Raw genomic sequence first — 19322 nt, forward strand, 5'->3', positions numbered from 1 at the left:
TGCGAGGGATCACATTATTTTAACATCAAAAAATCGAACAAAACATCAAGTTGTATAGCGCCAAACTCTAGTAATAAGAATGTTCGCCACGCTCATGTTCAGTGATATCGCGCACCCCGGTGATTTCATTCGGAAAACGCTCTTTCAGCTCTTTTTCAATGCCGTTCTTAACCGTGACATCAATCATGCTGCAACCATTACAGCCGCCGCCAAACTGTAGAATTGCTAAACCGTCGTCAGTAATGTCATTGACCATGACGTGACCACCGTGGTTGGCTAACTGCGGGTTAATTTCCGCCTGAATCACGTACTCAACACGCTCAATTAACGGCGCGTCATCAGCAACTTTTTTCGCTTTAGCGTTTGGTGCTTTCAGCGTCAGCTGTGAACCCAGCTCCTGCTCTTCAAAGTCAATCACGGCATCTTCTAAAAACGGTGCACTGCCGGAGTCAACGATGGCGTCAAAGCCATTAAAGGGTAACCGCTCATCATCCGCTTCGACCGAATCCGGCGGGCAATAAGATACACCACACTCGGCATTCGGTGACCCTGGGTTAACCACAAACACACGAATGCCTGTGCCTTCGGGTTGTTCCGCCAGGAGCTTACCAAAATGTTGTTGTGCCGCTTCGGTAATACGAATCATTCTGCTCGCCTCTTGCTATACCTGAGTAAATTACTAGGGTATAGTCTACCTGAATATCATCGATGTGGCTAGTCACCCTGGTTGTAGATCAGCGCCCACCCGTCAACCGTTTTGGCGCCCTGTTTTCGCAACGCTCGAGCGGCCGCCGTCAGCGTCGCTCCCGAGCTGATCAAGTCATCAAGCACAGCAACTCTCAGTCCGCTCGTATCAACCGTGCAATGCAGACTCTTAGCATGCTGTCGCCAACGCTGCTGGCGCCCGAGTTGCTTCTGTTTGGCTAGCGGCCGAATAACGCGCAATACACCAGCCTGATAAGGGATCTTCAGATAGCTTGCCAATTGTTGCGCCAGCAAACCCGTATGATGAAAACCCCGTTGTTGCCACACCTTCGCCGTCGTCGGTACAACCACCAGTACGTCCGGCCAGGATTGCTGCTCGTTTCGGTAACAATGGATCAGGTGTGCCGCCAGCCAGGCCGCAAAGGCGCCCGCCAAGTGCACCTGGCCACCCGTTTTATAGCGATAAATTAACGATTGAGTGAGCAGTGTCCAGCGTAGGGGAGCAAACCAATGTGCGGTCAACTCACGTTCCTGCAATGAGGGAAAATGAGCCAAATGTTTCACACTGCGCGGGTACCATCGTGGCAGCGCAACCGCACAATCATCGCAGATACCATGCTCGAGTACGCTGTGCATACGACAGAGAATACAGGCATTGGCACCGATTCTATTGGCGAAGCCGCTGATTGACGCTAGCATAGCACCCCTATAACTCGGACAAGACAGGCGACTATAGTGAGTATTTGGACTTCAACACAAGGTACAGGCACGGATATTGTTGTCATCCATGGCTGGGGAATGAATGCGAATGTTTGGCAACCACTGCTGCCGGAACTGACCTCACAGTTCAGGGTTACCCAAATTGATTTACCAGGTTTCGGGGATAGCCATTCGTTAACCCTAAGTCCGTCGCTGGAGGATATCTGTCATGACATTCTGCCATCACTACCGCAACAATTTCATGTTCTAGGGTGGTCATTAGGGGGACTGGTGGCCACGCAACTCGCCGTCCAATGCCCGCAGCGTGTGCTGTCTTTAGCAACGGTTGCCTCGTCACCTTATTTCATCGCAAACGACGACTGGCCCGGCATTAAACCGGTGCTGCTACAGCAATTTCAACGTTCACTGAGATCCGACTTCAAAGCCACCATTGAACGATTCATGGCCGTGCAGGCAATGGGTAGCCCGCATGCCAAGCAACTGATCAAACAGGTTCGTCATTGGGTATTTGAAAAACCGATGGCCAATACGGAGAGCTTAAAAAACGGTCTGTCATTGCTGCAACAAGCCGATCTAAGGACTCAGTTAGCTGACATCCAACAACCATTTATGCGCTTTTACGGCCGACTTGATAGCTTAGTTCCGGTTGCCGTTAGTGACTTGGTGCAGGCGCTGGCACCGCAGTCTCAACAACACGTGTTTAACCACTGCGCCCATACGCCATTCGTATCCGCCAGCATACCGTTTGCCGAACGCTATCGCCAATTCCTGAGCGCTGTCTAGCGCTGACACCGGGTGCAATAAACGGTACTGCGTTGGCCCAGACGGATTTCTTTCAGCGTTGCCTGACAAACCATGCAACGCTTGCCACCCCGCCCGTACACCATCAGTTGTTGCGCGAAATAACCGGGCGAGCCATCAACGTTGGTAAAATCCCGTAACGTTGTGCCCCCTTGTGCGATAGCATCTTGCAAGGTTTGCTTAATCAGCGGCACCAATTTTTGATAACGCGCCCGGCTGACCTGACCCGCCTGTCGCTTCGGGTTAATACCCGCTTTAAACAACGCCTCATTGGCGTAAATATTACCAACCCCGACCACCACATGATTGTCCATGATGAAGGTCTTAATCGCCTGTTTACGCCCCCGCGATGCTGCAAACAAGTAATCGGCCGTAAATGCCTCCGTCAGCGGCTCCGGCCCCAGCCGCGCCAACAGTTCGTGCGAACTGACATCGTCAGCACAAAACAGTAAGGCGCCAAAGCGGCGCGGATCATTCAGCCTCAGTACCTGCCCATCTTCGAACTCAATCTCGATATGATCGTGTTTTTTCAACGAGGTGGTATTCGGCACTACCCGCAACTTACCGGACATCCCGAGGTGCAATAACAAAGTGCCGACAGCAGTCTTCAACAATAAGTACTTGGCTCTGCGGGTCACCGCTTCCAGCTGCTGACCGCTGACCCGCTGAACCGTCTCCGGCACCGGCCAACGCAACCGCGCATCGTGCACTCTAACCTGTGTTATCAACTTGCCCTCAATATGAGGGCTGATGCCTAACCGACTGACTTCAACTTCTGGTAACTCCGGCATACTTAGTTCCTAACGTCCTAATAAAGCCTCTACAGCAACATCGACCGGCTCAAACACCCGATCCTGTTGCGGCAATTTAATTAATAGTTTGGGCTCTGAATACAGCTCGATTCGCGCCTGCTGGTCACCCTCAAAATACAAATAAACGTCGACAATCTTCGCTTCCGGCTGCAACGAGGAAGGTATCATCCGCAAGGACTGCCACGTCTCAGCCAACGCCGCAGCCCGTTGTTTGGAAATCGCGCACACAGGAACACACACCCAACCGTCCGGCTGACGCTCAATCACCTGATCATCGATATGAATACTCAATAACCTCATTTCAGCAGGAATCAACCCAACCACCTCAACGCTCGCCGGGCTTTCGGTCAATGCCTGCCGGTTGCCGGGGAGCACGAAATAGAGCAGAAACATGATCAACAACACAACATAAACCAGCACGTTGTTCCACGCCCGTTTACTCATCGTAACGCCGAAAAAGGTACGTTTTTGTTCTCGTCTCATGAAACACCCATAAAGCGCTTGTCGATATCGCCAGAATAACCTATATTTCGGCTCCCGTAAGCGTCCGTGATATTGGTAATCTGATATGTCCGCCATCCCTCAGCTTGATCACATCTTAGATAGCCTCAGTGACAAAGGCTATTGCATCGTGCCAAATTTTTTAGCGGAATCCCTATCACAACAATTGTATCAGCACGCCCAGGCAATACCAGAACAGTACTGGAATACCGCTGCCATCGGCCGCGCCACACAGCAGACCGTTAATACGATGGTACGTAACGACCGGATCTTGTGGCTATCCGCCGAACAAGCCATCGAAAACACCTATCTTAAGCTGATGGATGAGTTACGCACCGAACTCAATCGCCAGCTGTTTCTCGGTCTATTCGACTATGAATGTCATTTTGCCCATTACCCCAAAGGGGCATTTTACAAGAAACATCTGGACGCCTTTAAAGGACGCAGCAACCGACGCCTGACGACAGTGATGTATTTAAACGAAGACTGGCAGGAGCAACACGGTGGTCAACTGGTGATCTACGGCGATCGCGGCGAGATCCTGGAGCAAGTGACTCCGGAGCGAGGCACCCTGGTGGTGTTTCTTAGCGAGAAGTTTGTTCACGAAGTATTGCCCTCCCACCGCGACCGCCTCAGCATCACCGGTTGGTTCCGTATCAACGCCAGCATCTCAGGCATTGTCGACCCACCGCGCTAAGCACAATTTTCAGGCACAAAAAAACCGGCCAGAAGCCGGTTTTTAATTTTCTGTTGGAAGCCTAAATTACTTGATTTTAGCTTCTTTGAAGATCACGTGCTTACGAACCACTGGGTCGTACTTTTTGATCTCCATTTTTTCTGGCATGGTACGCTTATTTTTATCTGTGGTGTAGAAATAACCAGTACCAGCAGATGACACCAAACGAATCTTATCGCGCATAATATCTGTTCCTTACACCTTGATACCACGGCCGCGGAGATCCGCTAATACCGAGTCGATACCATTTTTATCGATGATACGCATACCTTTAGTAGAAATGCGCAGCTTAACCCAACGCTTCTCGCTTTCTACCCAGAAGCGGTGAGATTGTAAGTTTGGTAAAAAGCGACGCTTAGTCGCATTGCGTGCGTGCGAGCGGTTGTTACCGACTACCGGACGCTTACCTGTAACTTGGCATACTTGTGACATGTCTTTACTCCAAAATTGCTGCAAGCTCGCCTGTCGCCCAATTTGACCTTGCCTAGAAATCCGAGGGCGCATTTTATACAGCAAACAGGCCCGCTAATCAAGCTAAAACGGCGGTTTTTTGATCCTTTCCGATCATTCGCGGCGAATTCTACGCTAAATCCGCTCAATCTTCCAGCGCTTTCTTTGGTTAGTGAGAAACAAGGTGGTGAAGCAGTAACGCTCTTATCAGCTTGAAGGGGGGCTGAGCCAGGAACCGCTTCAAGCACGTCCGTGTGGCTTGTGTCCGGGCATCCATGCCCTCCCACATTCCTGCCTCAGCCCCCCTTCAAACTGCTACGCGTTACTACTCGACCACCTTGGCTCTAACTGCCCGGAAGCCTAGAGCAAGGAATGGAAACATGCGTGTTGGGTTGTGGGGGCGCTGCTCGGGAATGTTGGAGGCCATGGATGGCCGGAAACAAGCCACACGGACGTGCTCGCAGCGGTTTCTGAGGCGCGCCCCCAAAGTTCAGAACAAAGCACAACCGACCTGCCTGAATCTCCTACAACAGCCCGCGTTCGGCGAACGAGACAGGGTCGCCGCTGCCGATGATAAAGTGATCGAGTAAGGCGACGTCGACGAGGCTGAGGGCTTTTTTCAGGCGTTCGGTGACGCGTTGGTCGGCTTGGCTGGGTTCGGCGACACCGGAGGGGTGATTGTGGGCAAGGATAACCGCGGCGGCGTTGTGCTGCATGACCATTTTCAATACTTCCCTTGGGTATACCGGTGCGGCGTTAATGGTGCCGTGAAACATTTCCTCGTAGCGCAGCAGGCGATGTTGGCTGTCCAGTAGCAGGACCACGAACACCTCGCGTGATTGGTGGCGTAGCTGGGTAGTCAGGTAATCTTTCACCATGGCGGGCTCGGTGAAACCATCGCCACGCTTCAATTGCCATTGGAGATAGCGTCTCGATAGCTCTAACACAACTTGCAGCTGATTGACTCTGGCCGGGCCGATGCCGTGATATTTGAGTAATTTCTCCGCCGGCGCGCACAGCAAGGGTCCGACGCCATCAAAGGTTGCCAATAATTGCCGTGAATAAGACACCACGTCTACCCCTTTTTGTCCGCTACCGAGTAAAATCGCAATCAGTTCAGCATCACTCAGTGCCGCCGCTCCCAATTGCTGTAGCTTCTCCCTTGGGCGCTCTGTTTCCGGCCACTCCTTCAATTTCATCCACCTGACTCCTGTTACCGATCAAACCTCCAGTATAGTCTGGCTCTACCCTGTTACTCGGGAGCATGTTATCTTTACAACTCTTTACCCAAACAATGGCGAGTTCGTTTTGGCGATGCAAACCCTGCACAATAAAAATATTTTGCTTGGCATTTCTGGTGGTATTGCTGCCTACAAAACACCCGATCTTGTAAGGCGTTTAAAAGAAGTGGGCGCTAACGTACGTGTTGTTCTGACGCGGGGCGGCGAAGCCTTTGTAACGCCTTTGAGCTTACAGGCTGTGTCGGCAAATCCGGTCAGTAGCGACTTACTTGATCCTACAGCCGAAGCCGCGATGGGCCATATTGAATTGGCGAAATGGGCCGATCTGGTATTAGTGGCTCCGGCCAGTGCTAACGTTATCGCGCGGCTGGCAAATGGCTTTGCCGATGACTTATTGACGACCCTGGCACTGGCAACGCCGGCGCCGATTGCCATCGCACCGGCGATGAATCAGCAAATGTGGGCAGCACAAGTGGTGGCAGAGAACGTGCAACGCCTTAATGACCGTGGCGTGCATATCTGGGGACCGGCCAGCGGTTCACAGGCCTGCGGAGATGTCGGCGCCGGGCGCATGCTCGAACCGCTGCAACTGCGCGATCGGGTCGTTGAACTGTTTGACACCCATCGCACCAATGTTTGGCAAGGCACCCGGATAACCATTACCGCCGGACCAACCCGCGAAGCCATTGATCCGGTTCGCTACATCAGCAACCACAGTTCCGGTAAAATGGGCTATGCGCTTGCCGCGGCAGCACAGCAATTAGGCGCTGAGGTTACGCTGATTTCCGGTCCGGTGACTTTGCCATCCCCACCAGGGGTTAACGTCATTCACGTTGAATCCGCCGAGCAGATGCTTGCAGCGGCTCAAGCGCAGACGATGGATGTCTTTGTCAGTTGTGCAGCCGTTGCGGACTATCGCCCTGCGGAAGTTTCACAGCAAAAGATCAAGAAAGAGCAAAAGGGTGATGACGCACAACTGACGTTGGTAAAAAATCCGGATATTTTGAAGACCATTGCAACGCAACCACAACCGCCGTTTTGTATTGGTTTTGCCGCAGAAACCGAAAAAGTCAGGCAACATGCGCTCGATAAACTGCAACGAAAGCAGCTTCAACTGATTGTCGCCAATGACGTCAGTGACAAGCAGATTGGTTTTAACAGCGATAATAACGCCGTTACGGTCTATTGGCAGGATGGTGAACAATCCTTTGCGGCGCAGAGTAAACAGAATTTAGCTAACGCTCTGAATGAGCTGTTCGCGCAACATTACTTTAAGAACAAACCGTAAGAATAACGAGGAATGTGAATGGCACAGCAAAAGCGTAATCGTCGTGAGGAAATTTTACAGGCGCTTGCCGCCATGTTGGAAACCAGTCCCGGTCAACGCATTACAACCGCAAAACTGGCGGCCAGCCTAGGCGTTTCGGAGGCGGCTTTGTATCGCCATTTTCCCTCGAAAGCCCGTATGTTTGAGGGTTTAATTGAGTTTGTTGAAGATACCTTGTTAACTCGCATCAATTTGATCATGTCTGAGGAAAAAGACACGCTGGTGCGCTGTCAGGCGATTTTACAGCTATTGTTGACTTTTGCCGAGCGTAATCCGGGCATCACCCGGGTCATGACCGGTGATGCATTGATGGGCGAACACGATCGCTTACGCGGCCGCATCGACGACTTATTCAATCGTATCGAGGCACAACTTAAACAGGTGCTACGAGAAAAAGCATTGCGTGAAAAGCAGAAGTTTACTATCGACGAAGGTGTGTTGGCGAATATGCTGCTGAGCTTTGCCGATGGCAAAATTGCCCAGTTTGTAAGGTCTAACTTTAAACGCCTGCCTACTGAGCACTTCAGTACCCAGTGGCAGTCAATTGCACAGCAATTATCGTTAAGTTAATCGCTCTCGGTTTTCCGGCTTCTACTTAACAGGTCAATCGCCGCCTGCCGCGGCGATTTGCCGGCGTAGAGCACTTTGTAGATTTGTTCACAGATCGGCATTTCGACGCCACTGCGCTTTGCCAGGGCAACCACTTCGCGGGTGTTGCGATAACCCTCTACTGCCTGACCGATTGACGCTAACGCTTCGTCCACCGATTTACCCTGACCTAACGCCAGACCAAAACGACGATTACGCGATTGGTTATCGGTACAGGTCAGGATCAGATCGCCTAACCCGGCCATACCGGTAAAGGTTTCGCTTTTAGCGCCTAAGGTGAGACCCAGTCGGGTTAATTCAGCCAGTCCACGAGTTATTAGCGCGGTCCGCGCATTTGCCCCAAAGCCAATGCCATCCGCCATGCCGGCACCTATCGCAATGACATTTTTTACGGCACCGCCTAACTGTACACCGATGAAGTCATCATTGGTGTAAACCCGGAAGGATCGTTCGCAGTGGAGCATTTCCGAAAGTTCATCGACAAACTGCTCATCGGTCGATGACATTGAAATTGCGGTCGGCAGGCCTTTTGCCATTTCGATGGCAAACGTTGGCCCGGACAGCACGGCCAGCGGATGATCAGTACCGAGCTCTTCCTCAGCTACTTCATAGAGTAAGCGGCCGGTTTCGGGCTCAAGTCCTTTCGTTGCCCAGGCGACCCGGGCATGATCCGCTAACAGCGGCTTGATGTTGCGAAGCATCTCGGCAAACGCGTGACTGGGTACCACCACCAATACGTTGCGCACGCCTTTTACCGCCGCGGCTAAATCATCCGTTACCTGCAACGATTCAGGAAACGGACACCCCGGTAGGTAATGGGCGTTTTCATGCGCCTCGCGCATCGCCGCAACCTGAGTTTTATCCCGCCCCCAAAGCGTTGTCGTAATGCCTTTACGGGCAAAACAAATAGCAAGGGCGGTCCCATAAGAGCCCGCCCCTAATATTACAACGTCTGCTTGTTTCATGAACGTCTTAAGCGCGGCGCTTACGCGTCCGCTTGAGCTTGGTTTTGCTCAGCTTGTTGCTGCATGTGACGAGCAAAGATAGCGTCAAAGTTAACCGGTGCAAGGTTCAGTTGTGGGAAAGTCGCACGGTTAACCAGGCTAGAAACACACTCACGAGCGTAAGGGAACAAGATGTTCGGGCAGAACGAACCCAGCATGTGAGCCAACTGGCCGTCTTGTACTTCTTCACCGATAGTAAAGATACCAGCCTGGTGAACTTCACACAGGAACGCCACTTCATCTTCAACCTTGTTGGTTGCCGTCAACGTCAGTACGACTTCGTAAACACGATCTTCGATTTTCTCGTGCTTTACGTTCAGGTCAAGTTTCAGGTCTGGTTTCCACTCTTTACGGAAAATCGCAGGTGAATTCGGTGCTTCAAAAGAAACGTCTTTGGTATAAACACGTTGGATAGCAAACTGCACTTGTGGTTGTTGTTCGTTTTGGGCAGCTGCGCCATTTGCTTGCTGTTCTTCAGCCATGATGTTACTTCCTATTACTTAATGAACTTATAATGTCGGGTTACGTCGTCAGACTGTACCGAATTTTTTTAACAAAAACTACTTTCCGGATGCCACAGGCAACTTCTCGTTGCGCCAGGCGTTCATACCACCCGCTAACACAGCTACCTTTGTAAAGCCTTGCTGCGAAAGTTGCGATGCCGCTCCACGAGCGGTCGCACCTGAGTTGCATACAACTACAATGGGGGCATCTTTATACTTTTCAATCGCCGTCACGCTTTTTTGCTTAATTTGATTCGCCGGTAACGACTTAGCACCGTGGATATGCGCTTTACGAAACTCATCCTGGCTACGAATATCAACAAAGACACCGTTCTCTTTGTTAACCCATATGGTTGCCTGATGCGTTGACAAGTCTTTAACCGGTGAAGATTTTGAGCGAATCCAGGTAACGATAAGTGCCACCAATAGAACCACCCAAAGACCGCTCATAAAAGCGTTTTGACGAGCAAACTCAAGAATTTCCTGCATAATATAAATTGCTTTCTGTTGAGGTGTGCGAATTTCAATAAGGCTCCAAAGTATACCTGTACAAATTTCAGTTGCCAGTAAAATCTTAAACGGATGCGAACACCCTCAAAATCGCGTAAACTAACAGGCTCGAGTTGTTCCAAACGCGACAAAGGATGAATTTCATGAGCCAAGGCAAAAAACCGTTAGTTTTGATGATTTTAGATGGTTGGGGTTATCGCGAAGCCGCTCCCGACAACGCCATTACAACGGCTAATACTCCAGTCATGGATAAGCTTTGGCAAAACTACCCCCACTGTCTGGTTGATGGCTCTGGTGGTGCCGTAGGTCTGCCTGCCGGTCAAATGGGCAACTCCGAAGTCGGTCACGTTAACCTGGGTGCCGGGCGCGTAGTTTTTCAAGATTTCACTCGTATCTCAAAAAGTATTCAGGATGGCGATTTCTTCCGTAATCCGACCTTGGTCGACACCGTAACCGCCGCCGTTGCTGCCAACGGTGCCGTACATATCATGGGTTTGCTTTCCCCGGGTGGTGTTCACAGCCACGAAGACCACATCATGGCAATGATCGAACTGGCCGCACAAAAAGGCGCGAAAGCGATATACCTGCACGCATTCCTGGACGGTCGCGATACACCGCCAAAGTCGGCTCGACCGTCCATTGAACGTATCGAAGCCCTGTTTGAGCGTCTGGGCGTGGGTCGGTTTGCCAGCCTTAGCGGACGCTTCTATGCGATGGACCGCGACAATCGCTGGGAGCGTATCGAACAATCTTATAACGCTATCTATCATGGGCACGCGGCCTATTCTGCCGTAAACCCGTTGGAAGCTCTGGCCGCAGCCTACGAACGCGATGAGAGCGATGAGTTTGTCAGCCCGGTCACCATCGGCGAGCCGGTCGCGATCAACGATGGCGATGCGGTTTTCTTCATGAACTTCCGCGCTGATCGGGCCCGCGAAATGACCCGCGCTTTTACCGACGACAATTTGGACACCTTCGAACGTGGCGTGCGTAAGAAGCTCAGTGGCTTTGTTATGCTGACGGAATATTCTGATGACTTAAACGCGGCCGTAGCCTTTCCTCCTGAGCCGCTGAATAACGTGTTTGGCGAATGGCTGGCCAAGCATAATAAAACCCAGTTACGCATTTCAGAAACGGAAAAATACGCCCATGTCACCTTCTTCTTTAGCGGTGGCCGGGAGCAGGAGTTCGACGGCGAACAACGTGTGCTAATTCCCTCACCCAAGGTCAAAACCTACGATCTACAACCTGAAATGAGTTCGGAGGCACTCACCGACGAGCTCATCAACGCCATCGAAAGCGGTGAATTTGATGCCATCATTTGCAACTACCCGAATGGTGATATGGTGGGTCATACCGGCAACTTTGATGCGGCGGTCAAAGCCTGCGAAGCCGTCGACCGTTCTGTCGGCCGTGTCATCGATGCGCTGCAACGGGTTGGTGGCGAAGCCCTGATTACCGCAGACCACGGTAACGCTGAGCAGATGAGCGACCCCAACACCGGGCAGGCACATACCGCTCATACCAGTGAACTGGTGCCGTTTATCTATGTCGGCCGCGAAGCAACAGCACGCGACGGTATTTTGTCGGATGTGGCACCAACCATGTTGCACCTGATGGGCATGGAGCAACCCGAGGAAATGACTGGCAAGACCTTAATGCAACTCAAGAGCGACTAGGCCATCATGCGTTTGCCCCGCAACCTACTTGGCTGTCTTGCGTCGGTATCGCTGTGGCTGATATCGACCGGGGCAAACGCTTGGCTACAATCCACGCCGAGCGAAGCAGAGAAAGAACGCAAACAGGCCGAATTAAACGCGATTCAGGAGCAAATAGCGGAGCGTCTGGATACGCTGAAACAGCGGCAACAACAACTCACTCGTAGCGAACGTGAGCTGCAGGAACTTGAACAAAAGACCGCACAATTGGCCAGACGCCTGCAACAGACACGTCGCGAACAAGCCGAGTTACAACAGCGCATTGATGCAAATCTAAGCCGACAAAGCGAACTGCAACAACAGCAGAAGCAGCAGGCCGATGCGCTCGAGCAACAGGTCGCCAATGCCTACACCAACGGCGAACACGACTTTTTAAAACTACTGCTGAATCAGCAGAATCCCGCCGATATCGAGCGTATGCTCAGTTACTATCACTATTTTAACCAAGCTCGTATTGAACAAATCGAACGCTTAAAAGCGGTCACGCGGGAACTGAGTGCGCTGCAGCAAACTCTGGAACAACAACACGAGGCATTAGCCAGTCTGGCGGAGCAACAACAGCAGCAACGAACCGCGTTACAGCAACAGCAGGCGGAACAGGAAACGCTGTTGGCCAAGCTGCAACAACGACAGCGTTCTGATCAGGCTCGCTTGCAGCAATTAGAGCAAAGCCGGGAGCAATTGGAACAAGTCATTGAAGCGATTGAACAGGCGCTCAAGGCTGATGTCCGTCTGGTCGGTTTAGAGCCGGTTAAATCTCGCTTACAATGGCCAACGCAAGGCCGCGTGAGAAAACTCTTTGGCCAGTCCCGTGAGGGGCCACTGCGCTGGAAAGGCGTGATGATCGAAGGCGCAAACGGACAGGCCGTTCGCACCATCGCCGACGGCCGGGTATTATTTGCCAACTGGCTGCGCGGCTTTGGCTTAGTCACCGTCATTGACCACGGTGAAGGTTATATGAGCCTCTATGGGCACAACCAAACGTTATTAAAAGACGTTGGTGATGAAGTTAAGATGGGTGAGGAAATTGCGCTAATGGGTCAGTCCGGAGGTCGCTCGGATGCAGCGCTTTACTTCGAAATCCGATACCGGGGCAATGCACAAAACCCAACTCGATGGATTAACTAGTATGCGACTCGGTTGGTTATTGCTGTCTATCCTCGCTTTAATCGTGCTCTTTTCGGCAACAGTCGAGGCCGCTAAACAACCGGCTAAAATTGCCATCATCATTGATGACATGGGCAACAGTCGTGCCGATCTTGACGCCGCGCTGTTACCCGGCCGATTAACCTTTGCGGTGTTGCCTTTTACCCCTCATGGCCGCGCCTTTGCCTTGCGCGCCCACCATCAGGGTAAGCAAATTATGCTGCACGCACCGATGCAGGCCGTTCGGGGCAACCGTCTAGGCCCTGGTGCGTTAACCACCGAAATGTCGCTGCCAGAGATCAAACTTGAGTTGCAACGGGCGTTAGACGATATCCCCTATGTAGCGGGCGTCAATAATCATATGGGTAGCTACTTTACTCAGGTTGAAGACGCCATGCAGGCGGTTATGGAGACGTTGCAACACCGGCAACTGTTCTTTATCGACAGTCGCACCTCTGAGTTCAGTGTCGCCGAGCAAACCGCCCTGGACTTTGGTGTCCCAACCGCACACCGGCACGTTTTTCTGGATAATGACATCACTCCGGAGTACCTCGAACAGCAATGGCAATTACTGCTGGATGCGGCACTGAGTCAAGGGCACGCGGTGGGCATCGGGCATCCCTACCCCGAAACGTTGGCGTTTCTAAAACAGCAGATTCCGCGCTTGAAACAGCAAGGGATAGAGCTGGTGTTTGCCAGTGAGCTGGCCACCGAACAACCGGGGTTATTACCCCGTCGCGTCTTCCAGGTCAGTGAGTAAGATCAACGCCTGATCACGATCATCGCCACACACCTCACGGTCTGCAGCAAACTGTTCACAGACAGCCGGACGATCCGGGTGACCAAAGAGTTTGCATAGGTTGTTCTCATCCAATTGCACGCAGCGCACACCGGCCGGCTTGCCCGCGGGCATGCCGGGAATGGGTGAGCTTATCGACGGAGCAATACAGCATGCGCCACAGCCCATTCGGCATTGCATAGGAACTCCTTACTGCAGATATGAAAAAGGCGCTGACAATGCAGCGCCTTTTAACAATACGTTTAGTGATTACGCCATTGCTGTGCGTAGCTTCTTCATCGCATTTTGTTCAAGCTGACGGACACGTTCCGCCGATACCTGATATTTGGCGGCTAAATCGTGCAAGGTGGCTTTATTGTCCGTTAACCAACGTGACTGCACGATGTCCTGACTGCGTTCGTCCAACTGACTCATCGCCGTAAACAGCTTTTTCTGAGTATGAGCTTCGTAATCTTCCGCTTCAATTTCTTCTGCCAGATCAGAACGTTTGTCTTCAAGATACATGGCCGGCGTATAATTACTGCCTTCTTTCGCATCATCGTCGTCAGAGCTCAACTCAAATGCCTGGTCATGAGCGCTCATTCGAGCTTCCATTTCCATGACTTCTTTGGTTGATACGCCCAGTTCTTCCGCCACTGTTTCCACTTCTTTCTGGCTGAACCAACCCAGACGTTTCTTCATTTTACGAAGATTAAAGAATAATTTACGTTGCGCCTTGGTGGTTGCCACTTTAACAACGCGCCAGTTGCGCAACACGTATTCATGAATCTCTGCTTTTATCCAATGCACAGCAAAAGATACTAAGCGAACCCCAACTTCAGGGTTAAAACGTTTTACCGCTTTCATTAAGCCGATATTACCTTCTTGAATCAAATCAGCTTGCGGTAAACCATAGCCAGAATAGCCGCGGGCAATATGCACCACAAAACGCAGGTGCGACATGATCAGCTCTCGCGCTGAATCCAGATCGCCCTCGTGATACAACCGAGTTGCCAACTCTTTCTCTTTTTCCGCAGTCAACATCGGAATGCGGTTTACAGCCTGAATGTAACCGTCAAGACCGCCCCCCTGTGGGACTGACAACGCCATGGTTTGTAATTCAGTGCTCATCGACTACCTCTATGCTAAAACTTCGGTATAAAGACGCTTATAGCTACTTTAACTGCCCTTTATGACCCTTTTTTGACAGAAAAGTTCCGTTTTTCGGCGCACTTCTTTGTGCTCGCCAAAAATTTAGTATATCTAAGATCAGTACGATCGCAACCCTATTGCGGTTCAATACTTCGAATATGACGGCGCACCGCCAAATACGAGCCGGCTAATCCCAACACCACCGCAATAAGCCAAACGAACAACATTTCATTGAAGCTTAGGCCAGCCAGTTGAAACTGCGTGTCATAAAGTTCGGTGACCGTTAACACCGACGACTCAACCCACCATATGAGTAGGGCCGTTGCCAGCCAGGCCAATATGCCTCCAACAAATCCGTACCATACACCGGTGTATAAAAACGGCCGTTGAATAAAGGCATTGGTGGCGCCCACCAGCTTCATGACGACGATCGCCTCACGTTGGCTGAGGATATTTAAGCGAATGGTATTACCAACAATCAGTACCACCGACAAACACAACAGCAGGCCAAGGCCGCCCAAAATATCTTTCGCCAGATTCAGCAACGCCTGTAATCGCTCCAGCCACTGCACGTCCAGCTTGCCAAACTCAACCTCGCGGGCACCTTCTAATTCCGCCAACAACGATTCCGCTTTTTCCGGCGCACGAAAGCTTTCCGCCGGAATCACCAACAAAACGTCCGGCAATGGGTTATTTTCAAGATAATCCAGCGTTTCGCCGAAGCCGGAACGCTGTCTGAACTCGGCTAAACCTTGTTCTTTGGTAATCAACGTCACCTCATCAATACGAGGATCTAATTCCCATTGTGTTTTTAACGTTTGCCGCGTTTGCTCATCCAGGTCTTTGCGTAAAAACAGCGACATTTGTGACGCTTGTTGCCATTCACCGGATATCGCTGAGGTATTCTTAACCAGCACATAAAGCGCTGACGGTAAAGTCAGACTTAAACCGAGCACGGCCATGGTCAGTAACGACGCAAAGGGGTTACGCCACAGTTCACCAAGGCTGGCGACGGCCTGTTGCAGATGATGCACCGGCACCATTAACGCGCGCCGGTACCACGCCAGCTTTTGCCGTTGTTGCGCGCCCGCCGCGCTTTCCCGGTTACCGAACAACAGACTCATGCCAATGGCTCCTCTTCCAGTCCGTCATTGATCAACCGACCTTCTTTGAGCGTCAGCGTACGGTATTTCAAGCGAGCTATCAGTCCCAGATCATGGGTCGCGATAAGCACCGCGACACCCACTTTGTTAAAGGATTCAAACAAGCGGATGATTTCCATCGATAACTTCGGATCGAGGTTGCCGGTTGGTTCATCGGCCAATAACAACGGTGGTTTATTGACTATAGCGCGAGCAATGCCGACACGCTGTTGTTCGCCGCCTGAAAGCATTTGCGGGTAATGCCGGTACTTATCCGCCAGACCGACTTTTTCCAGCGCAGCCAACACCCGTTTGCGTGCCTCTTGCACGCTATAGCCTTCGATAATTAACGGCAGCGCGACATTGTCAAACACCGACTTATCCATCAGCAAGCGATGATCTTGAAAGATCATGCCGATATCACGACGTACAAACGGCACCTGTGATGACTTAATTTTGCGTAAATCATGACCGTTTATCAGAACCCGCCCGGCGGTGGGTCGTTCCATGATACTGATAAGTTTTAGTAAGGTACTTTTGCCCGCTCCGGAATGCCCCGTCAGGAACGCCATTTCACCCGGTTTTATGTGAAAATCAACGTGACTCAGCGCCTGATGGCCGCCGGGATAGGTTTTACTGACCTGCTCAAAGCGAATCATGGTTTACTCAGTTGTGTTATCCGATTCAGACTCTAGCTTACGGTCAAACAATGCCTGGATAAAGTCTTTCGCCACAAAAGGGCGTAAATCGTCTAATTGCTCGCCCACTCCAATGTAGCGAATCGGTATCGCAAATTGATCAGCAACCGCAAAGATAACACCGCCTTTCGCGGTACCGTCCAGTTTGGTCATCACAATTCCGGATACGCCAACCGCCTCGGTAAACAGTTTTGCCTGACTGATGGCGTTTTGGCCGGTGCCGGCATCAAGGGTTAGCATGACTTCATGTGGCGCATTGGGATCGAGCTTCTTCATTACCCGCACGATCTTTTTCAGTTCTTCCATCAGGTTTGCTTTATTCTGCAAACGTCCGGCGGTGTCCGCGATCAACACATCAATGTTACGCGCTTTGGCCGCCTGCAGTGCATCAAACAGCACCGATGCACTGTCCGAGCCGGTTTGTTGGGCGATCACCGGAATATCGTTTCGTTCACCCCATATTTCCAACTGCTCTACCGCCGCAGCGCGGAAGGTGTCACCGGCCGCCAGCATCACCGATTTGCCTTCGTTTTTGAACTGCTTGGCCAGTTTGCCAATGGTGGTGGTCTTACCCACGCCGTTAACGCCGGTCATCAAGATCACAAACGGGCTGTCCGATGGCGGAATCTCTAACGGCTTATCAACCGGTTTTAGGAGCTCCGCCAGTTGCTCTTGCAACAGCTCATACAGCGCTTCGGCATCATTCAGTTGCTTTCGATCCGCCTGCTGAGTCAGATTGTCGATGATTTTGGTAGTGGTACTGACCCCCAAATCGGCCATTAATAACTGTGTTTCAAGCTCTTCAAATAACTCATCATCGATTTTCTTACCGCGGAAAATGCCGAACAAGCCAGAACCGATAGAGCCGGAGGTTTTTTTAAGACCTTGCGTTAACCGTTGCCAAAACCCTTTTTTCTTCTCCGGTTTGGGCGGTTCCCCCGCCTTGGGCTCAGCCGCAGAGTGCGCTTTCGGAGCTTCCGGTTCAACCGCTGGCAAGCCCTTACCGGCGGCCGAGTCTGCCGTCACCTGTGCGCAATCGTCCACAGCGGATGGCGTGTCCGCACTTTTCAGCGGCGTATGCCGAGGCTGTGTATCCTGCTCGGCAGCGCTTTGCGGAGTTTCTTGCTCAGCAGTTTTCTTGTGCTTTTTCTTAAAAATCGAGAACAACGAACCTTTTGCCATAATTGCTTAACCTTGGAATTTCTTTGTCCTGGCTGTTTGCCTTGGAACAACGGCGCCGTAACGAGTAAACTATGCGCTAAGTTTACCACGCTCTTTCTTAACTGACGATGGAGTGAATACCCGGAGAGGTCAAATTGCGCAAAAATGCTGGACAATTAAGGGTCATTGGCGGCCAATGGCGAGGACGGAAATTGCCCATACTCGATAGCGACGGATTGCGTCCAACCACAGATCGAGTGCGCGAAACGCTGTTTAACTGGCTTCAGTTTGATGTGGCTGACGCGGTTGTAGTGGATCTGTTCGCCGGTGCCGGGGGGCTTGGCCTGGAAGCCGCTTCCCGCGGTGCAGCAGAGGTTCTTCTTATCGAACGGGATAAACGGGTCGCGACGCAACTCAGCGAGAACCTGAACACACTCAAGGCAACCAACGCCCGAGTACTTGTGGCTGATGCACTGGCATTGTTGCAATCGCCTTCCTCATTGCCACCACATTGGGATATCGTCTTCGTCGATCCGCCCTTCGCCCAAGGCTTGGCCGATCAGACCCTCGAACGCCTGCTAAACTGCCCACAAGTGAACACTGACACACTGATCTATTTAGAAACCGAACACGGCTTTTCGCCCAGCAACGCAACGCGTTGGCAGGTAATCAAGGAAAAACGCCATGGTGCGGTGCAATTCTGTCTATTACAAAAAAGGTAACCTAATGAAAACTGCAATTATTATCGGAAAATGCGTCTTTGCGGTGATTTGGCTGGCATTGTTTGCTGTATTAGCCGGATTTGCCGGCGACATCGGCTCGCAGACCTACGCTCTGGTCGCGCTACTATTGGCCGTTATGGTGATCATGCACTTACTGTTACTTGGTACCTTCGTCGCCATCATGAAGCCACAAATGCTGTGGAAAAAAGGCGACAGTTGGCAGATTCTGGCGTTTGGTATTTTTGCCTGGCTGGCCATTTTCAAGCGCACCAATGACCATCAGTCTTCCTCTAACTGAAGCCCCAGATTCGACACACCTTCATCAATGACCATCTGCCGTACTTGTTTAATCAGTGCGGCACTGACGGCCGGTTGGCTCTCTAAAAAGCTCACCATCGCCTGTTGCATGGCAATCTCATATTGATACAACTCATGTTCATCAACATGCTGTTGCAGTTCGTCGGCGGGAACTTGTTCGGCATCATTCAGCTCGATAAATTTCACCACGCTGGCTTGCGACACTTTGGCAACATCCAGCAAATTACCGGCATTTTTATCCAGTAAGCCCTGCAACAAGATGCTGATTGCAGTACACGCATCCATCGCCGGATAGACACCGAGCATATCGTGGCCATGCTCGCTTGGGGTCACTTCATCCACTTTTTCCTGCCAGCGGCCAAAGTTGACTTTGACCTGCTTCGGTTGTGCAACATGATCCCAACACGCATTCAGCGCGCCGCGCAACGGCTTAGCGTCACCAAATTGCGTGATGTGGCAGAAGAATTCGTAGTTAGGTACCATGCGTTCGCACAGATACAGCGCCAGCACCACTTGATGATCCCAGTCTAAATCACGAATGCGCTGGAAGGTATTTAGCTCAGCCAAG

The 19322-nt window shown here is 51.5% G+C and carries 25 protein-coding genes; 9 read left to right on the top strand and 16 right to left on the bottom strand.

Translation table 11 applies throughout. From position 1 onward, the window contains the following. Nucleotides 1-67: 67 nt before the first annotated feature. Nucleotides 68-646 carry a Fe-S biogenesis protein NfuA gene (gene nfuA / locus CWE23_RS05615; protein ID WP_105305455.1) on the bottom strand — a complete coding sequence of 193 codons (579 nt, stop codon included), beginning with the start codon at nucleotides 644-646 and terminating at the stop codon, nucleotides 68-70. A gap of 68 nt (nucleotides 647-714) precedes the next feature. After that, complete coding sequence (locus CWE23_RS05620) at nucleotides 715-1404, bottom strand: ComF family protein (RefSeq protein ID WP_126819716.1); 690 nt, start codon at nucleotides 1402-1404, stop codon at nucleotides 715-717. Nucleotides 1405-1440: 36 nt separating this feature from the next. Between CWE23_RS05620 and bioH the strand changes: the two genes are divergently transcribed. Then, nucleotides 1441-2208, top strand: coding sequence for a pimeloyl-ACP methyl ester esterase BioH (bioH, locus tag CWE23_RS05625; protein WP_105305453.1), 768 nt, complete (start codon nucleotides 1441-1443; stop codon nucleotides 2206-2208). Here the strand turns inward: bioH and mutM are convergent. Both mutM and CWE23_RS05635 read right to left on the bottom strand, forming a co-directional pair. Then, nucleotides 2205-3017, bottom strand: a complete 813-nt coding sequence (gene mutM, locus CWE23_RS05630) for a bifunctional DNA-formamidopyrimidine glycosylase/DNA-(apurinic or apyrimidinic site) lyase (RefSeq protein WP_126819717.1) — start codon at nucleotides 3015-3017, stop codon at nucleotides 2205-2207. The two genes, bioH and mutM, sit on opposite strands and share 4 nt — an antisense overlap. A 9-nt stretch (nucleotides 3018-3026) precedes the next feature. Continuing rightward, a complete protein-coding gene (locus CWE23_RS05635) occupies nucleotides 3027-3521 on the bottom strand; it encodes a hypothetical protein (protein WP_157982912.1) in 495 nt (164 codons plus the stop codon). Between the two features lie 85 nt (nucleotides 3522-3606). On the opposite strand from CWE23_RS05635, the gene CWE23_RS05640 reads away from it, so the two are divergent. Next, the gene (locus CWE23_RS05640) at nucleotides 3607-4236 is read left to right on the top strand and encodes a 2OG-Fe(II) oxygenase (protein ID WP_126819719.1); all 630 of its coding nucleotides are present in this window, start codon (nucleotides 3607-3609) and stop codon (nucleotides 4234-4236) included. A 66-nt stretch (nucleotides 4237-4302) separates the two neighbouring features. Here CWE23_RS05640 and rpmG read toward each other — a convergent pair whose 3' ends face one another. The 3 genes from rpmG to radC form a co-directional block, all read right to left on the bottom strand. Continuing rightward, a complete protein-coding gene (rpmG, locus tag CWE23_RS05645; RefSeq protein WP_008489399.1) occupies nucleotides 4303-4458 on the bottom strand; it encodes a 50S ribosomal protein L33 in 156 nt (51 codons plus the stop codon). A 12-nt stretch (nucleotides 4459-4470) separates the two neighbouring features. After that, complete coding sequence (rpmB, locus tag CWE23_RS05650) at nucleotides 4471-4707, bottom strand: 50S ribosomal protein L28 (protein ID WP_053953199.1); 237 nt, start codon at nucleotides 4705-4707, stop codon at nucleotides 4471-4473. A 542-nt stretch (nucleotides 4708-5249) separates the two neighbouring features. Further along, on the bottom strand, nucleotides 5250-5924 hold the full coding sequence (radC, locus tag CWE23_RS05655; protein WP_126819720.1) for a RadC family protein: 675 nt from the start codon (nucleotides 5922-5924) through the stop codon (nucleotides 5250-5252). Nucleotides 5925-6039: 115 nt separating this feature from the next. Between radC and coaBC the strand changes: the two genes are divergently transcribed. Both coaBC and slmA read left to right on the top strand, forming a co-directional pair. Then, nucleotides 6040-7254: a bifunctional phosphopantothenoylcysteine decarboxylase/phosphopantothenate--cysteine ligase CoaBC gene (gene coaBC, locus CWE23_RS05660; RefSeq protein ID WP_126819855.1), complete on the top strand. Its 1215-nt coding sequence runs from the start codon at nucleotides 6040-6042 to the stop codon at nucleotides 7252-7254. Nucleotides 7255-7272: 18 nt separating this feature from the next. Then, nucleotides 7273-7863, top strand: a complete 591-nt coding sequence (slmA, locus tag CWE23_RS05665) for a nucleoid occlusion factor SlmA (RefSeq protein WP_105305447.1) — start codon at nucleotides 7273-7275, stop codon at nucleotides 7861-7863. Here the strand turns inward: slmA and gpsA are convergent. The 3 genes from gpsA to CWE23_RS05680 form a co-directional block, all read right to left on the bottom strand. Further along, entirely contained in the window at nucleotides 7860-8867 is a 1008-nt protein-coding gene (gpsA, locus tag CWE23_RS05670; RefSeq protein WP_105305446.1) for an NAD(P)H-dependent glycerol-3-phosphate dehydrogenase, read from the bottom strand. The two genes, slmA and gpsA, sit on opposite strands and share 4 nt — an antisense overlap. A gap of 20 nt (nucleotides 8868-8887) precedes the next feature. Further along, entirely contained in the window at nucleotides 8888-9388 is a 501-nt protein-coding gene (secB, locus tag CWE23_RS05675) for a protein-export chaperone SecB (protein WP_105305445.1), read from the bottom strand. A gap of 78 nt (nucleotides 9389-9466) precedes the next feature. Further along, the gene (locus CWE23_RS05680; RefSeq protein ID WP_105305444.1) at nucleotides 9467-9898 is read right to left on the bottom strand and encodes a rhodanese-like domain-containing protein; all 432 of its coding nucleotides are present in this window, start codon (nucleotides 9896-9898) and stop codon (nucleotides 9467-9469) included. A 164-nt stretch (nucleotides 9899-10062) separates the two neighbouring features. Between CWE23_RS05680 and gpmI the strand changes: the two genes are divergently transcribed. From gpmI to CWE23_RS05695, 3 genes are read left to right on the top strand one after another with little or no spacing between them, the layout of a single operon-like run. Beyond that, entirely contained in the window at nucleotides 10063-11598 is a 1536-nt protein-coding gene (gene gpmI / locus CWE23_RS05685; RefSeq protein ID WP_126819721.1) for a 2,3-bisphosphoglycerate-independent phosphoglycerate mutase, read from the top strand. Nucleotides 11599-11604: 6 nt separating this feature from the next. Then, nucleotides 11605-12765: a murein hydrolase activator EnvC family protein gene (locus CWE23_RS05690; RefSeq protein WP_105305443.1), complete on the top strand. Its 1161-nt coding sequence runs from the start codon at nucleotides 11605-11607 to the stop codon at nucleotides 12763-12765. Between the two features lies 1 nt (nucleotide 12766). Continuing rightward, nucleotides 12767-13543, top strand: coding sequence for a divergent polysaccharide deacetylase family protein (locus tag CWE23_RS05695; protein ID WP_241970534.1), 777 nt, complete (start codon nucleotides 12767-12769; stop codon nucleotides 13541-13543). Here CWE23_RS05695 and CWE23_RS05700 read toward each other — a convergent pair. The 5 genes from CWE23_RS05700 to ftsY all read right to left on the bottom strand — a co-directional run bounded on the left by CWE23_RS05700 (nucleotide 13511) and on the right by ftsY (nucleotide 17735). Continuing rightward, nucleotides 13511-13762, bottom strand: a complete 252-nt coding sequence (locus CWE23_RS05700; protein ID WP_105305442.1) for a YkgJ family cysteine cluster protein — start codon at nucleotides 13760-13762, stop codon at nucleotides 13511-13513. The genes CWE23_RS05695 and CWE23_RS05700 overlap by 33 nt on opposite strands. Before the next feature lie 69 nt (nucleotides 13763-13831). Next, nucleotides 13832-14692: an RNA polymerase sigma factor RpoH gene (rpoH, locus tag CWE23_RS05705; protein WP_105305441.1), complete on the bottom strand. Its 861-nt coding sequence runs from the start codon at nucleotides 14690-14692 to the stop codon at nucleotides 13832-13834. Between the two features lie 155 nt (nucleotides 14693-14847). Continuing rightward, nucleotides 14848-15837 (bottom strand): permease-like cell division protein FtsX, encoded by a 990-nt coding sequence (gene ftsX / locus CWE23_RS05710; RefSeq protein ID WP_126819722.1) that lies wholly within the window; start codon nucleotides 15835-15837, stop codon nucleotides 14848-14850. Further along, nucleotides 15834-16514, bottom strand: a complete 681-nt coding sequence (gene ftsE, locus CWE23_RS05715) for a cell division ATP-binding protein FtsE (RefSeq protein WP_105305439.1) — start codon at nucleotides 16512-16514, stop codon at nucleotides 15834-15836. The genes ftsX and ftsE overlap by 4 nt, the downstream gene beginning before the upstream one ends. Before the next feature lie 3 nt (nucleotides 16515-16517). Continuing rightward, a complete protein-coding gene (ftsY, locus tag CWE23_RS05720; protein ID WP_126819723.1) occupies nucleotides 16518-17735 on the bottom strand; it encodes a signal recognition particle-docking protein FtsY in 1218 nt (405 codons plus the stop codon). Nucleotides 17736-17869: 134 nt separating this feature from the next. Between ftsY and rsmD the strand changes: the two genes are divergently transcribed. Together rsmD and CWE23_RS05730 are read left to right on the top strand one after the other, a co-directional pair. Beyond that, entirely contained in the window at nucleotides 17870-18436 is a 567-nt protein-coding gene (gene rsmD / locus CWE23_RS05725) for a 16S rRNA (guanine(966)-N(2))-methyltransferase RsmD (RefSeq protein WP_126819724.1), read from the top strand. A gap of 4 nt (nucleotides 18437-18440) precedes the next feature. Continuing rightward, a complete protein-coding gene (locus CWE23_RS05730; RefSeq protein ID WP_105305436.1) occupies nucleotides 18441-18734 on the top strand; it encodes a DUF1145 domain-containing protein in 294 nt (97 codons plus the stop codon). Here the strand turns inward: CWE23_RS05730 and CWE23_RS05735 are convergent. After that, complete coding sequence (locus CWE23_RS05735; RefSeq protein WP_126819725.1) at nucleotides 18716-19321, bottom strand: YjaG family protein; 606 nt, start codon at nucleotides 19319-19321, stop codon at nucleotides 18716-18718. The genes CWE23_RS05730 and CWE23_RS05735 overlap by 19 nt on opposite strands. Nucleotide 19322 lies beyond the last annotated feature (1 nt).

The organism is Idiomarina aquatica, from assembly GCF_003987185.1.
Taxonomy (GTDB): domain Bacteria; phylum Pseudomonadota; class Gammaproteobacteria; order Enterobacterales; family Alteromonadaceae; genus Idiomarina; species Idiomarina aquatica.